Consider the following 16,277-nt stretch of genomic DNA (forward strand, 5'->3'; position numbering starts at 1 on the left):
GTTTCCCCGTTCACCGCATCCGGCCCAGCGTTCTGCGCAGCCGGCGGGCCTCCCGCAGACGCTGTTCGTACGTGGCCCCGACCGCGAGGAGCAGCAGCCCGGCGAGGGCCGGCGGCAGCCAGCGCGGCAGTACGCCCACCATCTGCGCGACGTACGGCGCCAGCTCGTGCAGCGCGTCCAGGGCGAGCGCCGCACCGCCCAGCACCAGCGGCGCCTGGAGCCGCAGCCGGGCCCCGGCGAGGGTGAGCGCCAGCGCCGCGAGACCCAGCAGCAGCGGCCTCGGCCAGTCCGGGTCGCCCCAGGCCGCCAGCAGGCTCGGCAGCAGCGTCGCCGCCAGCCCCGGGCCGTACGCCGTCCACGACGAGGCTTCCGGGTCGCCCCGGCGCCGCAGCAGCCCGACGGCGAGAGCGGGCACCGTCACCGGCAGCGTGTACGCCTCGGGCGCCGACACGCCGGACGAGGCCAGCCGTACCCATGTGGCGAGCACGAAGAGCGCGGTCGCGGCGTACCCGGCCACCCGCCGCCGCTCGGCCCGTACCGCCGTGCCCGCCGCGATCACCCCGCACAGCGCGAGCACCAGCGCCAGCACGGGCGCCCGGCCCGAGGCGAGGACCACGGCGAGGACTCCGGCACCGGCGGCGGTCAGTTCGATCGGGGGCGCCACCGGATGACGGCGCAGCCGGGCGCCCAGCAGCGCCACGGCGGCGGGTACGGCGAGAAGTGCCAGGGCGGTGTGCTCGGCGGGCAGCCCGGCCGCCGAGCAGGCCGCGGCCACCAGCGCGGTCGCGTACCCGACAGCCACACAGGCGAGGAGCGCGCGCACCGGGCGTGAAGCCCCCTGGGTGCCCGCTGCGGCGCCTCGCGCGCGTACGGTCTCCACGGCTACGGCCGTCCCCGTGAACAGCGCGCAGAGCGCCACGAGCGCCGTCACCGTCGCGGTCCGGGTGGCGAGGGACAGCAGCGCCACGGAGACCGAGCCCGCCAGGGCGCAGACCAGCGCGGTGACCGTCACCACGCTGCCCACCGGAGCGCGCGGGCGCACGACGACCGCCAGCAGGACCGCCGTCAGCACCAGGGGCACCGCCACCGCCGCCGGATACCCCAGGTCCAGCGCGGGCGGCGCCACCAGAACGGCGGCCCAGCCGAGGGCGACAGCACCGCAGACCGCCGGAACGCGCCACTGCCGCCCGCCGCCGGAAGGCAGCAGGCGGTACGCGGTCGCCGCCACTCCGGCCGCGATCAGCAGCACCAGCGGGGCCGTCGGCTGCTCCGGCCAGGGAAGATCCACACCGAACGCCGCACGCGCGCCGCCCGGAGCGCCCGTCCAGATCGCGCTGATCCGGCTCAGCGCGCCCAGCAGCACCACGGCGAGCGCAGGCAGCGTCCACAGGACCGAGGCCGCCGTCACCGCCCCCGCCGCGCCGGCCAGACCCCGTACCACCGCGCGCGGCAGCCGGGTCCGTACGACCGTCAGCAGCGCGACCCCGCACAGCAGATACCCGAGCACGGCCCAGCCGTCCGGCACGGCCGCACGGATCACACCGCCGGCCGCCGCGACCGCCGCCAGGCCCGCCACCACCGCGCACGCGGGCGCCATGTCGCTCGCGCGCCACGCCACGAACAGCCCGAGCGCCGACGCCGCGAGCAGCAGCCCGCCGGGCCCGGCCGCGGCGAGTGGTGTCCCGGCCGTCAACGACAGCGAACCACCCGTCAGCAGCGCCGCTCCCGCCGTCACACAGGCGGCGACGACCGCGACGGTCCGTACGGCGCCCGGCTTCAGCCGCAGGGCGAGCGCCGTGTCGAGCGCGGCCGTCGTCAGCAGCGCCCAGGCCGTCGTCAGCGCGGACGCCTCGATGGCCAGCGAGCCGAGGAACAGCGGGAGTTGGGCCGTCACCACCGCTACGGGCAGCGGCAGCCGGAGCCGGCCGAGCGCCGATCCGTACCCGGCCCAGAGCGCGGCGAGCACGGCGCCGGCGCCCGCCGTATAGCGGAGGCCGTCCGTCCGGGGAAGCGCCACCTCATGGAGCGCGTACGCGTCGAGCACCATCAGCGCCAGTCCGAACGCGGCCACCGCCTCCGCGGTCGAGGCGAGCCCCCGGCGCAGCAGCACCGCCGGAACCGCCAGCGCCGCGACCGTGATGACCGTCAGCACCGCCGCCCGGCCGCCCACGCTCAGATGACCCCAGCTGACCAGAGTGAACGCGATCGCGGCGACGGTCAGCAGCATCCCGCCCAGCGCGAGCAGCACATTCTGCGCACTCGGCGGGGGTATCTCCTCGGCGGGGAGCGGGGCGGGTGACGGCTCCGAGCCGGGCGGGACCGGGGGCGCGTACGGCCACGGCGGCGGCGCGGACCGCGCCAGAAGACTCAGCAGCTGCGTCCTGCGTGCCAGCAACTGGCCCCTGCGCGCGTCGAGTCGGACCAGCTCCTGGTCGATCATCGCCAGCTCCTGGGCGGGCGGCGGAATGTTCTCCATGGACAGGGAGTGTGTCCGGCGCCACACGGTCCGCCATCGGTGCGCGTACTCAGATACGGGGGTGAGTACGCCGCATTCGGTTTGAAGGAAGCCCGCGAGGGCCTGTATGGTTCAGTCCGTTCCCGGGCGATTAGCTCAGTGGGAGAGCGCTTCGTTCACACCGAAGAGGTCACTGGTTCGAACCCAGTATCGCCCACCGGGAAAGGCCGGTCCGTCGATGACGGACCGGCCTTCGCGCGTTCCGGCCTCCATGGGGACGACCTTCCGGATCAGGCTGCCTCGGCGGGCAGTTCGGGCCGCAGGGGCCAGGCCGGATCCGTCGATTCCTCGCCGCCACGCGAGAACCAGGTCTGCTGGCCCCGGGTCTGCGCCGCGTGCCAGACGGCCTGGAGCGTGTGCAGCTCCGTGGCGCTCAGCCGCTCCATCCGCGCGGAGAAGCGCCGTCCGACCGCGCGCACGACGTCGAGCGCCGCCTGCGCGGCCAGTTCGCCACCGGTCGCGTCGCGCACCCCGTCCAGCTCGATCTCGTAATGGGCACAGAGATCCGCGAGCGTACGGCCGCCCTTGCGGTAACGGTCCAGATGGTTGTCGAGGACCAAGGGGTCCAGCACACACAGCGGTACGTTCTGTAAACACTCGGCGAGGGACGAGGCGCGGTGGCGGCGCAGTTCACGGTCGAGGACCGTCAGATCGAACGGCGCGTCCATCACCACGAGCGGCCGGCCCGACGCGCACTGCCCGGCCAGCGCCCGCGCCATCTCGTCCAGCGCCGGCGCCGGCCAGCGGCCGTTGCGATGCAGAAAGTCATCGGTGAGCCCGTGCACCTCGGTGGCGGCCGGGGGCACGGGCACACCGGGATCGATCAGCCAGCGCGTCACCCGCGGCCGGGCGCCCGCCACGTCCTGGACGACCAGAGCGGCCGAAACGATCCGGTCCTCCTCGACGTCCACCCCCGTCGTCTCGGTGTCGAATGCGGCCAGCGGCCCTTCGTACCAACACGTCATTCCCGAACTCCTCGCGCATGAGCGGCAGATGTTCCAGCTCTGCCCGAAAAGGGGATACCCGGACAGGTCGTGCGGTACGCGCCGTGTCCAGTGGGCGCCGTACGGTGACCGGACCGCCGACGGGACCGCCCCGGGCCGTCCGCCGGCCTCCCGGCAAACCGTTTCGCGCGCGGTCCTCCGGGCTCGGTACGATTCAGAACGCGCAGTATCCGCTGTCGCGCCCCGTGAGTCAGGAGAGACCGGTGTCAGACGTCCGTGTGATCATCCAACGCGATTCCGAGCGGGAAGAGCGCGTGGTGACGACGGGCACTACGGCGGCCGAGCTCTTCCCTGGTGAGCGCACCGTGATCGCCGCGCGCGTGGGCGGCGAGCTGAAGGACCTCGCGTACGAGATCGGTGAGGGCGAGGTCGTCGAGCCCGTCGAGATCTCCTCCGAGGACGGCCTGGCCATCCTGCGCCACTCCACCGCGCATGTCATGGCGCAGGCCGTGCAGGAGCTGCACCCCGAGGCCAAGCTGGGCATCGGCCCGCCGGTCAAGGACGGCTTCTACTACGACTTCGACGTCGCGACCCCCTTCACCCCCGATGACCTCAAGGCCATCGAGAAGAAGATGCAGGAGATCCAGAAGCGCGGGCAGCGCTTCTCGCGCCGTGTCGTCACCGACGAGGCGGCCCGCGAGGAGCTGGCGGCCGAGCCGTACAAGCTGGAGCTCATCGGCATCAAGGGCGCCGCCTCCACCGACGACGGCGCGGATGTCGAGGTGGGCGGCGGCGAGCTGACCATCTACGACAACCTGGACGCCAAGACCGGCGAGCTGTGCTGGAAGGACCTCTGCCGGGGCCCGCACCTGCCCACCACCCGCAATATCCCGGCGTTCAAGCTGATGCGGAACGCCGCCGCGTACTGGCGGGGCAGCGAGAAGAACCCGATGCTCCAGCGCATCTACGGCACCGCGTGGCCGTCGAAGGAGGAGCTGAAGGCGCATCTGGAGTTCCTCGCCGAGGCCGAGAAGCGCGACCACCGCAAGCTCGGCAGTGAGCTGGATCTGTTCTCCTTCCCCGACGAGGTCGGCTCGGGCCTCGCGGTCTTCCACCCCAAGGGCGGCGTCATCCGCCGGGCGATGGAGGACTACTCGCGCCGCCGGCACGAGGAGGAAGGGTACGAGTTCGTCTACACGCCCCACGCCACCAAGGGGAAGCTCTTCGAGAAGTCCGGGCACCTGGACTGGTACGCCGACGGCATGTACCCGCCCATGCAGCTCGACGAGGGCGTGGACTACTACCTCAAGCCCATGAACTGCCCGATGCACAACCTGATCTTCGACGCGCGGGGCCGGTCCTACCGTGAGCTGCCGCTGCGGCTGTTCGAGTTCGGGACGGTCTACCGGTACGAGAAGTCGGGCGTCGTGCACGGACTGACCCGGGCCCGCGGCTTCACCCAGGACGACGCGCACATCTACTGCACCAAGGAGCAGATGGCGGACGAGCTGGACTCGACGCTCACCTTCGTGCTGAACCTGCTGCGCGACTACGGTCTGACCGACTTCTATCTGGAGCTGTCCACCAAGGACCCGGAGAAGTTCGTCGGCACGGACGAGGCGTGGGAAGAGGCCACCGAGGTCCTGCGCGCGGTGGCCGAGAAGCAGGGCCTGCCGCTGACCCCCGACCCGGGCGGCGCCGCGTTCTACGGTCCGAAGATCTCGGTGCAGGCGCGGGACGCCATCGGCCGTACGTGGCAGATGTCGACCGTGCAGCTGGACTTCAACCTGCCTGAGCGCTTCAACCTGGAGTACACCTCGCCGGACGGGTCCAAGCAGCGTCCCGTCATGATCCACCGCGCGCTGTTCGGCTCCATCGAGCGCTTCTTCGCGGTGCTCCTTGAGCACTACGCGGGCGCGTTCCCGGCGTGGCTGGCGCCGGTGCAGGCGACGGGCATCCCGATCGGCGACGCGCACATCCCGTACCTCCAGGAGTTCGCCAAGGCGGCGCGGGCCAGGGGGCTGCGGGTCGAGGTGGACTCGTCGTCCGACCGTATGCAGAAGAAGATCAGGAACGCGCAGAAGCAGAAGGTTCCGTTCATGATCATCGCGGGCGACGAGGACATGGCCAACGGCGCCGTCTCCTTCCGCTACCGCGACGGTTCGCAGGAGAACGGGATCCCCGTCGACGAGGCCATCGCGAAGATCGCCAAGGTCGTGGACGAGCGCGCCCAGATCTGAGGCCGCGGTCAGGTCCGGGACATCAGGAAGGGGCCCCCGGGGAGCGATCGCTCCCCGGGGGCCCCTCCTTGTCCTCCTTGCCGAAGACCTGGATCAGCCAGGACGAGAACGAACCGGTCACCGCGCCGAGCAGCGCCAGCCCGCACGCCATCAGGAACACCGCGTACACCCGGCCGAGCGGCGTCACGGGCGTCACATCGCCGTAGCCGACGGTGGTGATCGCCGAGCAGGCCCACCAGACCGAGTCGCCGAACGTGGTGATCGTGGCCCCCGGCGCGTCACGCTCCTGCTGATAGACGGCGAGGGCCGCGGCGAAGCTCAGCAGGACGGACGTGATCCCGGCGTACGCCATGACCCGCCCGTACAGACTGAGCCGGGGGCGGTCCCGGCGCCGTTGGAGCGTCACATACGTGTTCACGATCCGCAGCGGACGCAGCAGCGGCAGCACCAGTACGACGGTGTCCAGCCAGTGCGTACGCACGAATCGGAGACCCTCGCCGCTGAGCACCAGCCGCACTCCGTAGTCCACCACGAAGAGCAGCCAGATCAGCAGGGCCAGGGCCAGCGCGAGGTCGCGCCAGAACGGGTCGGGACTGTGGTTCAGGACGCGCACCGCGTAGCAGACGAGGAACAGCATCGAGGCCAGGAGCAGCGGTAACTCCGTACGCCGCTCCCAGCCGAGCAGCCGGTCGGGCCCATTTCGGACATGCATCGCCCCAGCATCGCGGGGGCCCGTCGGGCACGGGCCCGGCGACACGCTCCGCGGGGCCGAAGTCATATGCTGCACAGCATGACGAGTGAGCCGGAGCAGCAGATCGGAGTGGGGACCCAGGACGCGTTCCAGCGCCTGTGGACGCCCCATCGGATGGCCTATATCCAGGGTGAGAACAAGCCCACCGGGCCGGGCGCCGAGGACGGCTGTCCCTTCTGCTCCATCCCGTCCAAGTCCGACGAGGACGGACTGGTGATCGCGCGCGGCGAGCGGGTGTACGCGGTGCTCAACCTCTATCCGTACAACGGCGGGCATCTGATGGTGGTGCCGTTCCGTCATGTCGCCGACTACACGGAGCTGGACGAGGCGGAGACCGCCGAGCTGGGCCTGTTCACCAAGCGGGCGATGACCGCGCTCCGTACGGCGTCCGGGGCGCACGGCTTCAATATCGGGATGAACCAGGGCACGGTGGCCGGAGCCGGGATCGCCGCCCATCTGCACCAGCATGTCGTGCCGCGCTGGGGCGGCGACACCAACTTCATGCCCGTCGTCGGACATACGAAGGTGCTTCCGCAGCTGCTCGCCGACACCCGGGCGATGCTGGCCGACGCCTGGCCGCACAGCCCGTAGGTCCTGTCCGGTCGATCCTTGCGGGTCCGCGAAGATCGACCGGACAGGACCTGGGCGCCGCTACGCGTCGTACGCGTCGACCTTCTTCGGTGACAGGTCCTGCACCGCGCCGAGGAGCGAGGACGCGCGGCTGCTGAAGCGCTCGATGTCCACGCCGTGCTCCTCAAGCACCCGCATCGCCGCGTTGTGCGCCACGCGCAGCACGGGCGTGGCGGCACGCATCGCGTCGTCGGCCATGAAGCGGTGGCGCCAGGGCTGATCGGCCCAGGCGTGCCGCAGGCCGAAGGGCTCGGGCAGCGACAGCTTGCCGCCGAGGAAGTCCAGGACCGGCGGATACCAGCTCAGGGGCGCGCGGACCGCGAGCCGCACCACCTCGCGCGGCTCGACCAGCGGCAGCGTCCGCGAGGTGGTCTCCCAGAACCGGACCGTCTTGGCGACCGTGACGGTCTTGGGCGACGACTTCGTGGTGAACAGGGAGTGCACCGGGCCCAGGGCATGGCCCGTGACCTCGATACGCAAGGTCTCGTGGAGCACGGTGACCGTGATCATCATCGTGATCACCAACTGGCCGTCCCACAGGGTGAACTGGACCCCGAGATAGTGCCGGTTGCCACTGCCGAACTGCTGGTGGTTGCAGATGCGCTGTATCTCATGGCTCTTGACCTGGAACGCCTCGACGTCCTGGCCCTCGGGCCTGGAGACCGAGCCGGCGCCCTCACCGACCGGCGACACGATCCAGTGCTTCACCGAAGGCGTCGGGAAACCACCGGAGTTGAGCGGGCCGCGCTCCAGCAGCTTCATCTGGTCGTGGATCGCCCGTATCACGTCGTAGGCGCGGAACTGGTGGATCTCCTTGCCCGCGTCCTTGGGGACCAGCGCCTCGGCGAGCTGCCAGCTGCCCCAGCGGGTGCCCATGCCCAATATGCCCTTGGGCCCCGCGTAGAAGACCACATTGGACCGCTGCTCGGCGGTGAGCTTCTGCAGGCCCTGGCGGAGCGCCTCGCGGGTGGCGTCGCCCGGGTTCCCCGGCACGGCTTCGGGGATCTTGGCTCCCACGCCGCCACCCGAGAGGAGATCGTCCCAGCGGGTACGCAGATCCTTCGCGGTCGCCTCGCAGATCCGCCTGGCCACCAGCCAGCCGGCGACGGGCGCGATGATCATGCCGCGCAGATACCAGCCGAGGATGCCGTTGAACGGCAGCGCGACCAGAACGATCACGGCCAGGACCGCCACCGCGAGCAGCAGGGCGCCGCCCACCATGCCGGCCCGTTTGTCCTTGGCCCCCGCCAGTGTGCGGCGCAGCTGGAACACCCCGAGCCAGAGCAGCAGTCCGGGCAGGAACAGCACCCCGAACACCACGGTGACGGCGGTGAGTTTGGAGTCACGCTCCTTACGGATACGCGTCGCCGCGAGGGCGTGCTCCACCACGGTCTGCGGCTCCATGCCGAAGGACTGGATCAGCGCGTTACGGCCGCCGCCGAGCATCCGGAGCTGTACGGCACGGGAGAACGCCTCGCCCAGATTCGGCTCGAAGAGCGAGAACTTGCCCTTCGAGACAGTGGACTTGTGCCATTCGTTGTCGGCCTTGAGGATCTCCTCGACCGGGCTGTCCCGGTACGCGGCCGAGGCGAGGGCATGCGTCGCCGCGGTCTGTCCCGCCGAACCCAGGAGCGGGACCTGCGCCCCCGGGCTGAAGTCGAATACGTCGTCCGCCACTGACGCCCCTTCGCCACAAGGATCCGCTGCCGCGGCCGGCATCCCGGCGCGCGTGCCCCGCACACCTGCTGGAGCTGGGCACCTCAGCGTAACCGGGCCGCACCCTCCGCGTCAGGAGACCTGGCGCTCTTTCGCCACACGCGGAGCCCGAAAGCCTGGAACGGGGCAACTCTCCAGCGCCGGAATGGACTTAGACGCTCGCCTCCTCCTGCGCGCGCAGCCTGTCCGCGACCGCGGGCGGCATGGGCTCGTGGCGCGCGTACGACCGGCTGAAGCGGCCCGTGCCGTGCGAAACCGACCGCAGGTCCACCGCGTACCGCCCGATCTCCAGCTCCGGGACCTCGGCCTTCACCAACGTCCTTCCCGGACCGGCCTGTTCGGTGCCGACCACCCGGCCGCGCCGGCCGGACAGATCGCTCATCACCGGACCCACGTACTCGTCGGGGATCAGGACCGCCAACTCGGCGACCGGCTCCAGCAGATGGATGGACGCGTCGCCCGCCGCCTCGCGCAGGGCCAGGGCGCCCGCCGTCTGGAACGCGGCGTCGGAGGAGTCCACCGAGTGGGCCTTGCCGTCCAGCAGCGTGATCCGGACATCGACGAGCGGATGACCCGCCGCGACCCCGCGCGCCGCCTGGAGGCGGATGCCCTTCTCGACGGAGGGAATGAACTGCCGCGGCACCGCGCCGCCCACGACCTTGTCGACGAACTCGATCCCGGACCCCGGAGGCAGCGGCTCCACCTCGATCTCACAGATCGCGAACTGGCCATGGCCACCGGACTGCTTCACATGCCGGCCGCGCCCCGCGGAGCTCTCGCCGAACGTCTCCCGCAGCGCGACCCGGTACGGTACGGCGTCCACCTGCACCCCGTACCGGCTGCGCAGCCGGTCCAGCGCGACCTCCCGATGGGCCTCGCCCAGACACCAGAGCACCACCTGATGGGTGTCCTGGTTCTGTTCGAGCCGCATGGTCGGGTCCTCCGCGACCAGCCGCGCGAGCCCTTGCGAGAGCTTGTCCTCGTCGGCCTTGCTGTGCGCCTCGACGGCCAGCGGCAGCAGCGGATCGGGCATGGTCCAGGGCTCCATCAGGAGCGGATCGTCCTGAGCGGACAGCGTGTCGCCGGTCTCGGCGCGGGACAGCTTCCCGACACAGGCCAGATCACCCGCGACGCAGTGGGCCAGCACGCGCTGTTGCTTGCCGAACGGGGAGGAGAGCGCGCCGATCCGCTCGTCGACGTCGTGATCCTCGTGCCCCCGGTCGGTGAGGCCATGGCCCGAGACATGGACCATCTCGTCCGGCCGCAGGGTGCCGGAGAAGACCCGTACGAGAGAGATCCTGCCGACGTACGGGTCCGAGGCGGTCTTGACCACCTCGGCGACCAGCGGGCCCTGCGGATCGCAGTGGATCTCCGGGCGCGGGGTGCCCCGCGGGGTCGTCACGGCGGGGGCCGGCCGCTCCAGCGGGGTCGGGAAGCCGCTGGCGATCAGATCGAGCATCTCGACCGTACCCAGGCCCTGCCTGGCACCGGGCGGCGCGGGGGCCGCCGCGAGCACCGGATGGAAGGCGCCGCTCGCCACGGCCTTCTCCAGATCCTCGATCAGCGTCTTGACGTCGATGTCCGCGCCACCGAGGTAGCGGTCCATGAGGGTCTCGTCCTCGCTCTCCGCGATGATCCCCTCGATCAGCCGGTTGCGGGCCTCCTCGATCCGCGGCAGCTCGCCGGGGCCGGGCGGATTCTCCCGGCGCTCCCCGGAGGCGTAGTCGAAGATCTTCCGCGACAGCAGCCCCACGAGCCCGGTGGCCGGAGCGTGCCCGTCGGGGCCCTCGGCGCCGTACACCGGCAGATAGAGCGGCAGTACGGCGTCCGGGTCGTCCCCGCCGAAGATCCGCGCGCAGATCCGGGTCATCTCGTCGAAGCCGGTGCGCGCCGTGTCCAGATGCGTGACGACGATCGCGCGCGGCATCCCGACCGCCGCGCACTCGTCCCAGACCGTACGGGTCGTCCCCGCCACGGCCTCCGCCTCCTGGGCGGCCGACACAACGAAGAGGGCCGCGTCCGCGGCCCGCAGCCCCGCCCTCAGCTCCCCGACGAAATCCGCGTAGCCGGGGGTGTCCAGCAGATTGATTTTGTATCCACCCCATTCCAGGGGTACGAGAGAGAGCTGTACGGAGCGCTGCTGGCGGTGCTCGATCTCGTCGTAGTCCGAGACCGTCGCGCCGTCCTCGACCCGGCCCGCCCGGTTCACCGCACCCGCGGTGAGCGCCAGAGCCTCGACCAAGGTGGTCTTTCCCGAACCGCTGTGGCCCACCAGCACCACGTTCCGTACGGACGCGGGCCGGTCGGCCGCCGGCGCCCTTCCGGCGGCCCCGGGGTGTATATGCGCCTTGTCGCCCATGATTCCTGCCTCCCGATCGTCCACGGTGAGGGGATGGAGAGAGGAGCGGGCCGGGTGAGCCGCGCGGCAGCTCCGGCGAGGCCCGCGGTGGTCCTTCGAGCTTCGCACTCCGGCCATGGTGCGTCCATACGTCGTACCCGGCCGCATGGTGTGGGTGCCCGGGAGTACGGCGCCGGGGTCCTGGCTACGATGGGCCAGGTCCTGTCCAAAGGCCCACGGAGACCCACCGGACAGGGCCCAGCCGGTGGCCGTCGGGGCCACTCGGCCCACCGAACCTCGGGAAGGCCATGCTGAACAAGTACGCGCGTGCATTCTTCACGCGTGTCCTCACACCGTTCGCCGCATTTCTGCTCCGCCGCGGAGTCAGTCCGGATGCGGTCACGCTCATCGGTACGGCCGGAGTGATGGCGGGTGCGCTGGTCTTCTTCCCTCGCGGGGAGTTCTTCTGGGGCACCATCGTCATCACCGTCTTCGTCTTCTCCGATCTCATCGACGGCAATATGGCCAGGCAGGCCGGGATCTCCAGCCGCTGGGGCGCTTTCCTGGACTCGACCCTCGACCGGGTCGCGGACGGCGCGATCTTCGCCGGTTTCGCGCTCTGGTACGCGGGCACGGGCGACAACAACGCGCTGTGCGCCGTCGCGATCTTCTGTCTGGCCAGCGGCCAGGTCGTCTCGTACACCAAGGCCCGGGGCGAGTCCATCGGGCTGCCGGTGGCCGTCAACGGACTGGTCGAGCGCGCCGAGCGGCTGGTCATCTCGCTGGTCGCGGCCGGTCTCGCCGGACTGCACGGCTTCGGGGTCCCCGGCATCGAGATCCTGCTGCCGATCGCTCTGTGGATCGTCGCCGTGGGCAGCCTGGTCACACTCGGCCAGCGCGTCGTCACGGTACGCCGCGAGTCCGCCGAGGCCGACGCCGCGGCCGGCTCACGGGGCAGCGGGGCCACCTCATGAGCGGGGCGCGCGACCGCGTGACCGACGCGCTGTACGGGCTCGGCTGGGGCACGGTCAAGAAGCTCCCGGAGCCCGTGGCCACGGCCCTCGGCCGGACCATCGCGGACACCGTGTGGAAGCGGCGCGGGCCGAGCGTGCTGCGCCTCGAATCCAATCTCGCGCGTGTGGTGCCCGACGCGGGGCCCGAGCGGCTCGCCGCGCTCTCCAAGGCCGGGATGCGCTCGTACATGCGCTACTGGATGGAGTCCTTCCGGCTGCCGGCCTGGAGCAAGGAACGGGTGCGCGCGGGCGTCGAGATCAAGGACATCGACCTGCTGATGGACGGACTCGCCTCCGGACGCGGCGTTGTGCTGGCCCTGCCGCACATGGCCAACTGGGACCTGGCGGGAGCGTGGCTCACCCGCGGGCAGGGGGTGCCCTTCACGACGGTCGCCGAGCGGCTCAAGCCCGAGACGCTGTACGACCGGTTCGTCGCCTACCGCGAGAGCCTGGGCATGGAGGTCCTGCCGCACACCGGCGGCTCCGCCTTCGGCCGGCTCGCGCGCCGGCTGCGGAGCGGCGGTCTGGTCTGCCTGGTCGCCGACCGCGATCTGTCGTCGTCCGGTGTCGAGGTCGACTTCTTCGGGGACGCCACGCGGATGCCGGCGGGACCCGCGCTGCTCGCCCAGCAGACCGGGGCGCTGCTGATGCCGGCGGCGCTCTGGTTCGACGATTCGACGGTCATGCGGGGACGCGTGTACCCGGCGATCGAGGTGCCGGAGACAGGTACCCGCGCCGAGAAGACGTCTGTGATGACACAGGCGATGGCCGACGCCTTCGCCGACGGAATCGCCGAACACCCGGAGGACTGGCACATGCTGCAACGGCTGTGGCTCAAGGACCTGGAGCGGGGGCCCGAGTGAGGATCGGCATCGTCTGCCCGTACTCGTGGGACGTACCGGGCGGCGTCCAGTTCCACATCAGGGACCTGGCGGAACATCTGATCCGGCTCGGACACGAGGTGTCCGTACTGGCCCCCGCGGACGACGAGACCCCGCTCCCGCCGTACGTCGTCTCGGCCGGCCGCGCCGTACCCGTCCCGTACAACGGCTCGGTCGCCCGGCTGAACTTCGGCTTCCTCTCGGCCGCGCGGGTACGGCGCTGGCTGCACGACGGCGCCTTCGACGTGATCCATATCCATGAGCCGACCGCGCCGTCACTGGGGCTGCTCACCTGCTGGGCCGCGCAGGGCCCCATCGTCGCCACGTTCCACACGTCGAACCCGCGGTCGCGGGCGATGATCGCGGCGTACCCGATCCTCCAGCCGGCACTGGAGAAGATCAGCGCGCGGATCGCCGTGAGCGAGTACGCGCGGCGGACGCTGGTGGAGCATCTGGGCGGCGACGCCGTGGTCATCCCGAACGGCGTCGACGTCGACTTCTTCGCCAAGGCCGAGGCCAATCCGGCCTGGCAGGGGCGCACCATCGGCTTCATCGGCCGGATCGACGAGCCGCGCAAGGGCCTGCCGGTGCTGATGAACGCCCTCCCGAAGATCCTCGCCGTCTACCCGGAGACGCGGCTGCTGGTGGCGGGGCGCGGGGACGAGAAGGAGGCCGTGGAGTCGCTTCCCAAGGAGATGCGGGAGCGCGTCGAGTTCCTCGGGATGGTCAGCGACGAGGACAAGGCGCGGCTGCTGCGCAGCGTCGACCTGTACGTCGCCCCCAACACGGGCGGCGAGAGCTTCGGCATCATCCTCGTCGAGGCGCTCTCGGCGGGCGCGGCGGTACTGGCGAGCGACCTGGACGCGTTCGCCCAGGTCCTGGACCAGGGCGCGGCGGGCGAACTGTTCACCAACGAGGACGCGGACGCGCTGGCGGGGGCGGCGGTACGGCTGCTGGGCGACGCGGAGAGGCGCGCGGAGCTGCGGGAGCGGGGGAGTGCGCATGTGCGGCGCTTCGACTGGTCGACGGTGGGGGCGGACATTCTGGCGGTGTACGAGACGGTGACGGACGGGGCGGCGTCGGTGGCAACGGACGAACGCACGGGGCTGCGTGGCCGCCTGTGGCGTCGGGGCGAGAGCGGTGGCCCGACCTCGGGGTCGAGCGACGCGCTCTTCTCGGGCGGGTAGGGGTCCGTTTCGGCGGGGCCCGGTTTCCGGGTGCGGGTTATTGCCGGGTGGCGCGGTGCGCCTCCGGCGGGGGGTCGTGGTCCTGGGTGCGTTTTGGCTGGGGCCGGTGGTCCGGGTGCGGGTTGTTGCCGGGTGGCGCTCCGGGGCTCGCGCCCGGGACGGCATGATTTACGGCGCGCAGCTGGCCTGACGATGGGTTCGGGCGTTCGTGCGCACCAACCCCTTGCCCCCAGCTGGGCGGTGGGTCGCGGGGGACCACCGGCGGGAGGGGGTCGGGGTCGGAGGAGGTGCGTGTCCGGACGTAAAGCGTCGCAGCTCGCGCGAAGCGCGGTGAGGAAAGCAGTCCGGACACCAGCACGGCGCGACCCGCACCACAACGCACCCCGCACCCCGCCGGACGGCGCACCGCACCCCCACACCACGACCCCCCGCCGGGAGGCGCACCGCACCCCACCACGACCCCCAGCCGGGAGGCGATACCGTGGCGCCGTGATCGAGACCCTTATCTGGATCGTCGTCGCCGTCGTCGCGATCGGCCTCTACCTCAGCTGGACCGCCGGCCGCCTCGACCGCCTCCACGCCCGCATCGACGCCGCCCGCGCCGCCCTCGACGCCCAGTTGCTGCGGCGCGCCTCGGTCACTCAGGAGCTGGCCTCATCCGGCGTGCTCGATCCCGCCGCGTCGATCGTCCTGTATCAGGCCGCGCACGCCGCCCGGCAGGCCGAGGAGGAGCAGCGCGAGGTCGCCGAGAGCGAGTTGAGTCAGGCGCTGCGGGCCGTCTTCGGGGAGACCGCGCAGGTCGAGGCGGTGCAGGCCGCCCCCGGGGGCGAGGACGCCGCCGGGGAGCTGGCCGCCGCGGTACGGCGCGTACCCATGGCGCGGCGGTTCCACAACGACTCCGTACGCGCGGCCCGCGCACTGCGGCGGCACCGCAAGGTCCGCTGGTTCCGGCTCGCCGGCCACGCGCCGTTTCCGCTCGCGTTCGAGATGGACGACGAGCCGCCGGTCGCGCTGGCCGACCGGCCGGGTTCCTGAGCACGCGAAACGAGCCACCGCCTCTTCATTGGCCCTTGCTGTGGACTGGTTCCGGGGCGTTTTCTGGGGTGTCACTTCCCCATCCTTTTCAGCCAGTGAGGTCGCTCCGTGTCCACCACGCTTCCCACCGTTCCCCAGTCCCCCGAGACCGGCACCGCGCGCGTGAAGCGCGGTATGGCCGAGCAGCTCAAGGGGGGTGTGATCATGGACGTCGTCACGCCGGAGCAGGCGAAGATCGCCGAGGACGCCGGCGCGGTCGCCGTGATGGCGCTGGAGCGGGTGCCCGCCGATATCCGTAAGGACGGCGGCGTCGCCCGGATGTCCGACCCGGACATGATCGAGGGCATCATCGACGCGGTCTCGATCCCGGTGATGGCCAAGTCCCGGATCGGTCACTTCGTCGAGGCCCAGGTCCTGCAGTCGCTCGGCGTGGACTACATCGATGAGTCCGAGGTGCTGACCCCGGCCGACGAGGTCAACCACTCCGACAAGTGGGCGTTCACGACGCCCTTCGTCTGCGGTGCCACCAACCTGGGCGAGGCGCTGCGCCGGATCGGCGAGGGCGCGGCGATGATCCGCTCCAAGGGCGAGGCGGGCACCGGCAATGTCGTGGAGGCCGTCCGGCATCTGCGGCAGATCAAGAACGAGATCGCCCGGCTGCGCGGGTTCGACAACAACGAGCTGTACGCCGCCGCCAAGGAGCTGCGCGCCCCGTACGAGATCGTCAAGGAGGTCGCGGCGCTCGGCAAGCTGCCGGTGGTGCTGTTCTCCGCGGGCGGTGTCGCCACCCCCGCCGACGCCGCGCTGATGCGCCAGCTCGGCGCAGAGGGCGTCTTCGTCGGGTCCGGCATCTTCAAGTCCGGTGACCCGGCCAAGCGCGCCGCGGCGATCGTGAAGGCCACCACCTTCTACGACGACCCGAAGGTCATCGCGGAGGCGTCCCGCAATCTGGGCGAGGCCATGGTCGGCATCAACTGCGACACCCTTCCCGAGGCCGAGCGCTATGCGAACCGTGGCTGGTAACCGG

The 16,277-nt window shown here is 71.4% G+C and carries 12 protein-coding genes and 1 tRNA gene; 8 read left to right on the forward strand and 5 right to left on the reverse strand.

All coding sequences use genetic code 11. From position 1 onward, the window contains the following. Positions 1-10 precede the first annotated feature (10 nt). Positions 11-2,476 carry an SCO7613 C-terminal domain-containing membrane protein gene (locus tag IF11_RS0132935; RefSeq protein ID WP_030355457.1) on the reverse strand — a complete coding sequence of 822 codons (2,466 nt, stop codon included), beginning with the start codon at positions 2,474-2,476 and terminating at the stop codon, positions 11-13. 124 nt (positions 2,477-2,600) lie between these two features. Here IF11_RS0132935 and IF11_RS0132940 point away from each other — a divergent pair. Continuing rightward, positions 2,601-2,672, forward strand: a tRNA-Val gene (locus tag IF11_RS0132940). A 73-nt stretch (positions 2,673-2,745) separates the two neighbouring features. On the opposite strand, the gene IF11_RS0132945 is transcribed toward IF11_RS0132940, so the two are convergent. Further along, on the reverse strand, positions 2,746-3,480 hold the full coding sequence (locus IF11_RS0132945) for a 3'-5' exonuclease (RefSeq protein ID WP_030355458.1): 735 nt from the start codon (positions 3,478-3,480) through the stop codon (positions 2,746-2,748). A gap of 242 nt (positions 3,481-3,722) precedes the next feature. On the opposite strand from IF11_RS0132945, the gene thrS reads away from it, so the two are divergent. Next, entirely contained in the window at positions 3,723-5,699 is a 1,977-nt protein-coding gene (gene thrS / locus IF11_RS0132950) for a threonine--tRNA ligase (RefSeq protein WP_030355459.1), read from the forward strand. A 22-nt stretch (positions 5,700-5,721) separates the two neighbouring features. Here the strand turns inward: thrS and IF11_RS0132955 are convergent, their stop codons facing one another. After that, positions 5,722-6,411 (reverse strand): potassium channel family protein, encoded by a 690-nt coding sequence (locus IF11_RS0132955; protein WP_030355460.1) that lies wholly within the window; start codon positions 6,409-6,411, stop codon positions 5,722-5,724. A 66-nt stretch (positions 6,412-6,477) separates the two neighbouring features. Here IF11_RS0132955 and IF11_RS0132960 point away from each other — a divergent pair, with 66 nt between their 5' ends. After that, complete coding sequence (locus IF11_RS0132960) at positions 6,478-7,041, forward strand: HIT family protein (RefSeq protein WP_030355461.1); 564 nt, start codon at positions 6,478-6,480, stop codon at positions 7,039-7,041. A gap of 60 nt (positions 7,042-7,101) precedes the next feature. Here the strand turns inward: IF11_RS0132960 and IF11_RS0132965 are convergent, their stop codons facing one another. Further along, entirely contained in the window at positions 7,102-8,757 is a 1,656-nt protein-coding gene (locus tag IF11_RS0132965; protein WP_030355462.1) for a hypothetical protein, read from the reverse strand. Between the two features lie 190 nt (positions 8,758-8,947). Beyond that, the gene (locus tag IF11_RS0132970; protein ID WP_030355463.1) at positions 8,948-11,155 is read right to left on the reverse strand and encodes an elongation factor G-like protein EF-G2; all 2,208 of its coding nucleotides are present in this window, start codon (positions 11,153-11,155) and stop codon (positions 8,948-8,950) included. A 287-nt stretch (positions 11,156-11,442) separates the two neighbouring features. On the opposite strand from IF11_RS0132970, the gene pgsA reads away from it, so the two are divergent. From pgsA to pdxS, 5 genes are all read left to right on the forward strand, one after another. After that, the gene (gene pgsA, locus IF11_RS0132975; RefSeq protein WP_030355464.1) at positions 11,443-12,108 is read left to right on the forward strand and encodes a phosphatidylinositol phosphate synthase; all 666 of its coding nucleotides are present in this window, start codon (positions 11,443-11,445) and stop codon (positions 12,106-12,108) included. Then, positions 12,105-13,010: a phosphatidylinositol mannoside acyltransferase gene (locus tag IF11_RS0132980; protein ID WP_030355465.1), complete on the forward strand. Its 906-nt coding sequence runs from the start codon at positions 12,105-12,107 to the stop codon at positions 13,008-13,010. Before pgsA ends, IF11_RS0132980 begins: the two co-directional genes overlap by 4 nt. Further along, positions 13,007-14,215: a glycosyltransferase family 4 protein gene (locus IF11_RS0132985; RefSeq protein WP_240627876.1), complete on the forward strand. Its 1,209-nt coding sequence runs from the start codon at positions 13,007-13,009 to the stop codon at positions 14,213-14,215. The genes IF11_RS0132980 and IF11_RS0132985 overlap by 4 nt, the downstream gene beginning before the upstream one ends. A 489-nt stretch (positions 14,216-14,704) precedes the next feature. Then, positions 14,705-15,250: a membrane protein gene (locus tag IF11_RS0132990; protein WP_030355467.1), complete on the forward strand. Its 546-nt coding sequence runs from the start codon at positions 14,705-14,707 to the stop codon at positions 15,248-15,250. Positions 15,251-15,358: 108 nt separating this feature from the next. Then, positions 15,359-16,273 (forward strand): pyridoxal 5'-phosphate synthase lyase subunit PdxS, encoded by a 915-nt coding sequence (gene pdxS / locus IF11_RS0132995; protein WP_030355468.1) that lies wholly within the window; start codon positions 15,359-15,361, stop codon positions 16,271-16,273. Positions 16,274-16,277 lie beyond the last annotated feature (4 nt).

Source organism: Streptomyces scopuliridis RB72, from assembly GCF_000718095.1.
In the GTDB taxonomy this organism is placed as follows: domain Bacteria; phylum Actinomycetota; class Actinomycetes; order Streptomycetales; family Streptomycetaceae; genus Streptomyces; species Streptomyces scopuliridis.

Excerpts from the sequence above, each read along its gene's own strand:
- IF11_RS0132935 (WP_030355457.1), bottom strand. The coding sequence starts at position 2,476 with ATGGAGAACATTCCGCCGCCCGCCCAGGAGCTGGCGATGATCGACCAG.
- IF11_RS0132945 (WP_030355458.1), bottom strand. The coding sequence starts at position 3,480 with ATGACGTGTTGGTACGAAGGGCCGCTGGCCGCATTCGACACCGAGACG.
- IF11_RS0132955 (WP_030355460.1), bottom strand. The coding sequence starts at position 6,411 with ATGCATGTCCGAAATGGGCCCGACCGGCTGCTCGGCTGGGAGCGGCGT.
- IF11_RS0132960 (WP_030355461.1), top strand. The coding sequence starts at position 6,478 with ATGCTGCACAGCATGACGAGTGAGCCGGAGCAGCAGATCGGAGTGGGG.
- IF11_RS0132970 (WP_030355463.1), bottom strand. The coding sequence starts at position 11,155 with ATGGGCGACAAGGCGCATATACACCCCGGGGCCGCCGGAAGGGCGCCG.
- pgsA (WP_030355464.1), top strand. The coding sequence starts at position 11,443 with ATGCTGAACAAGTACGCGCGTGCATTCTTCACGCGTGTCCTCACACCG.
- IF11_RS0132980 (WP_030355465.1), top strand. The coding sequence starts at position 12,105 with ATGAGCGGGGCGCGCGACCGCGTGACCGACGCGCTGTACGGGCTCGGC.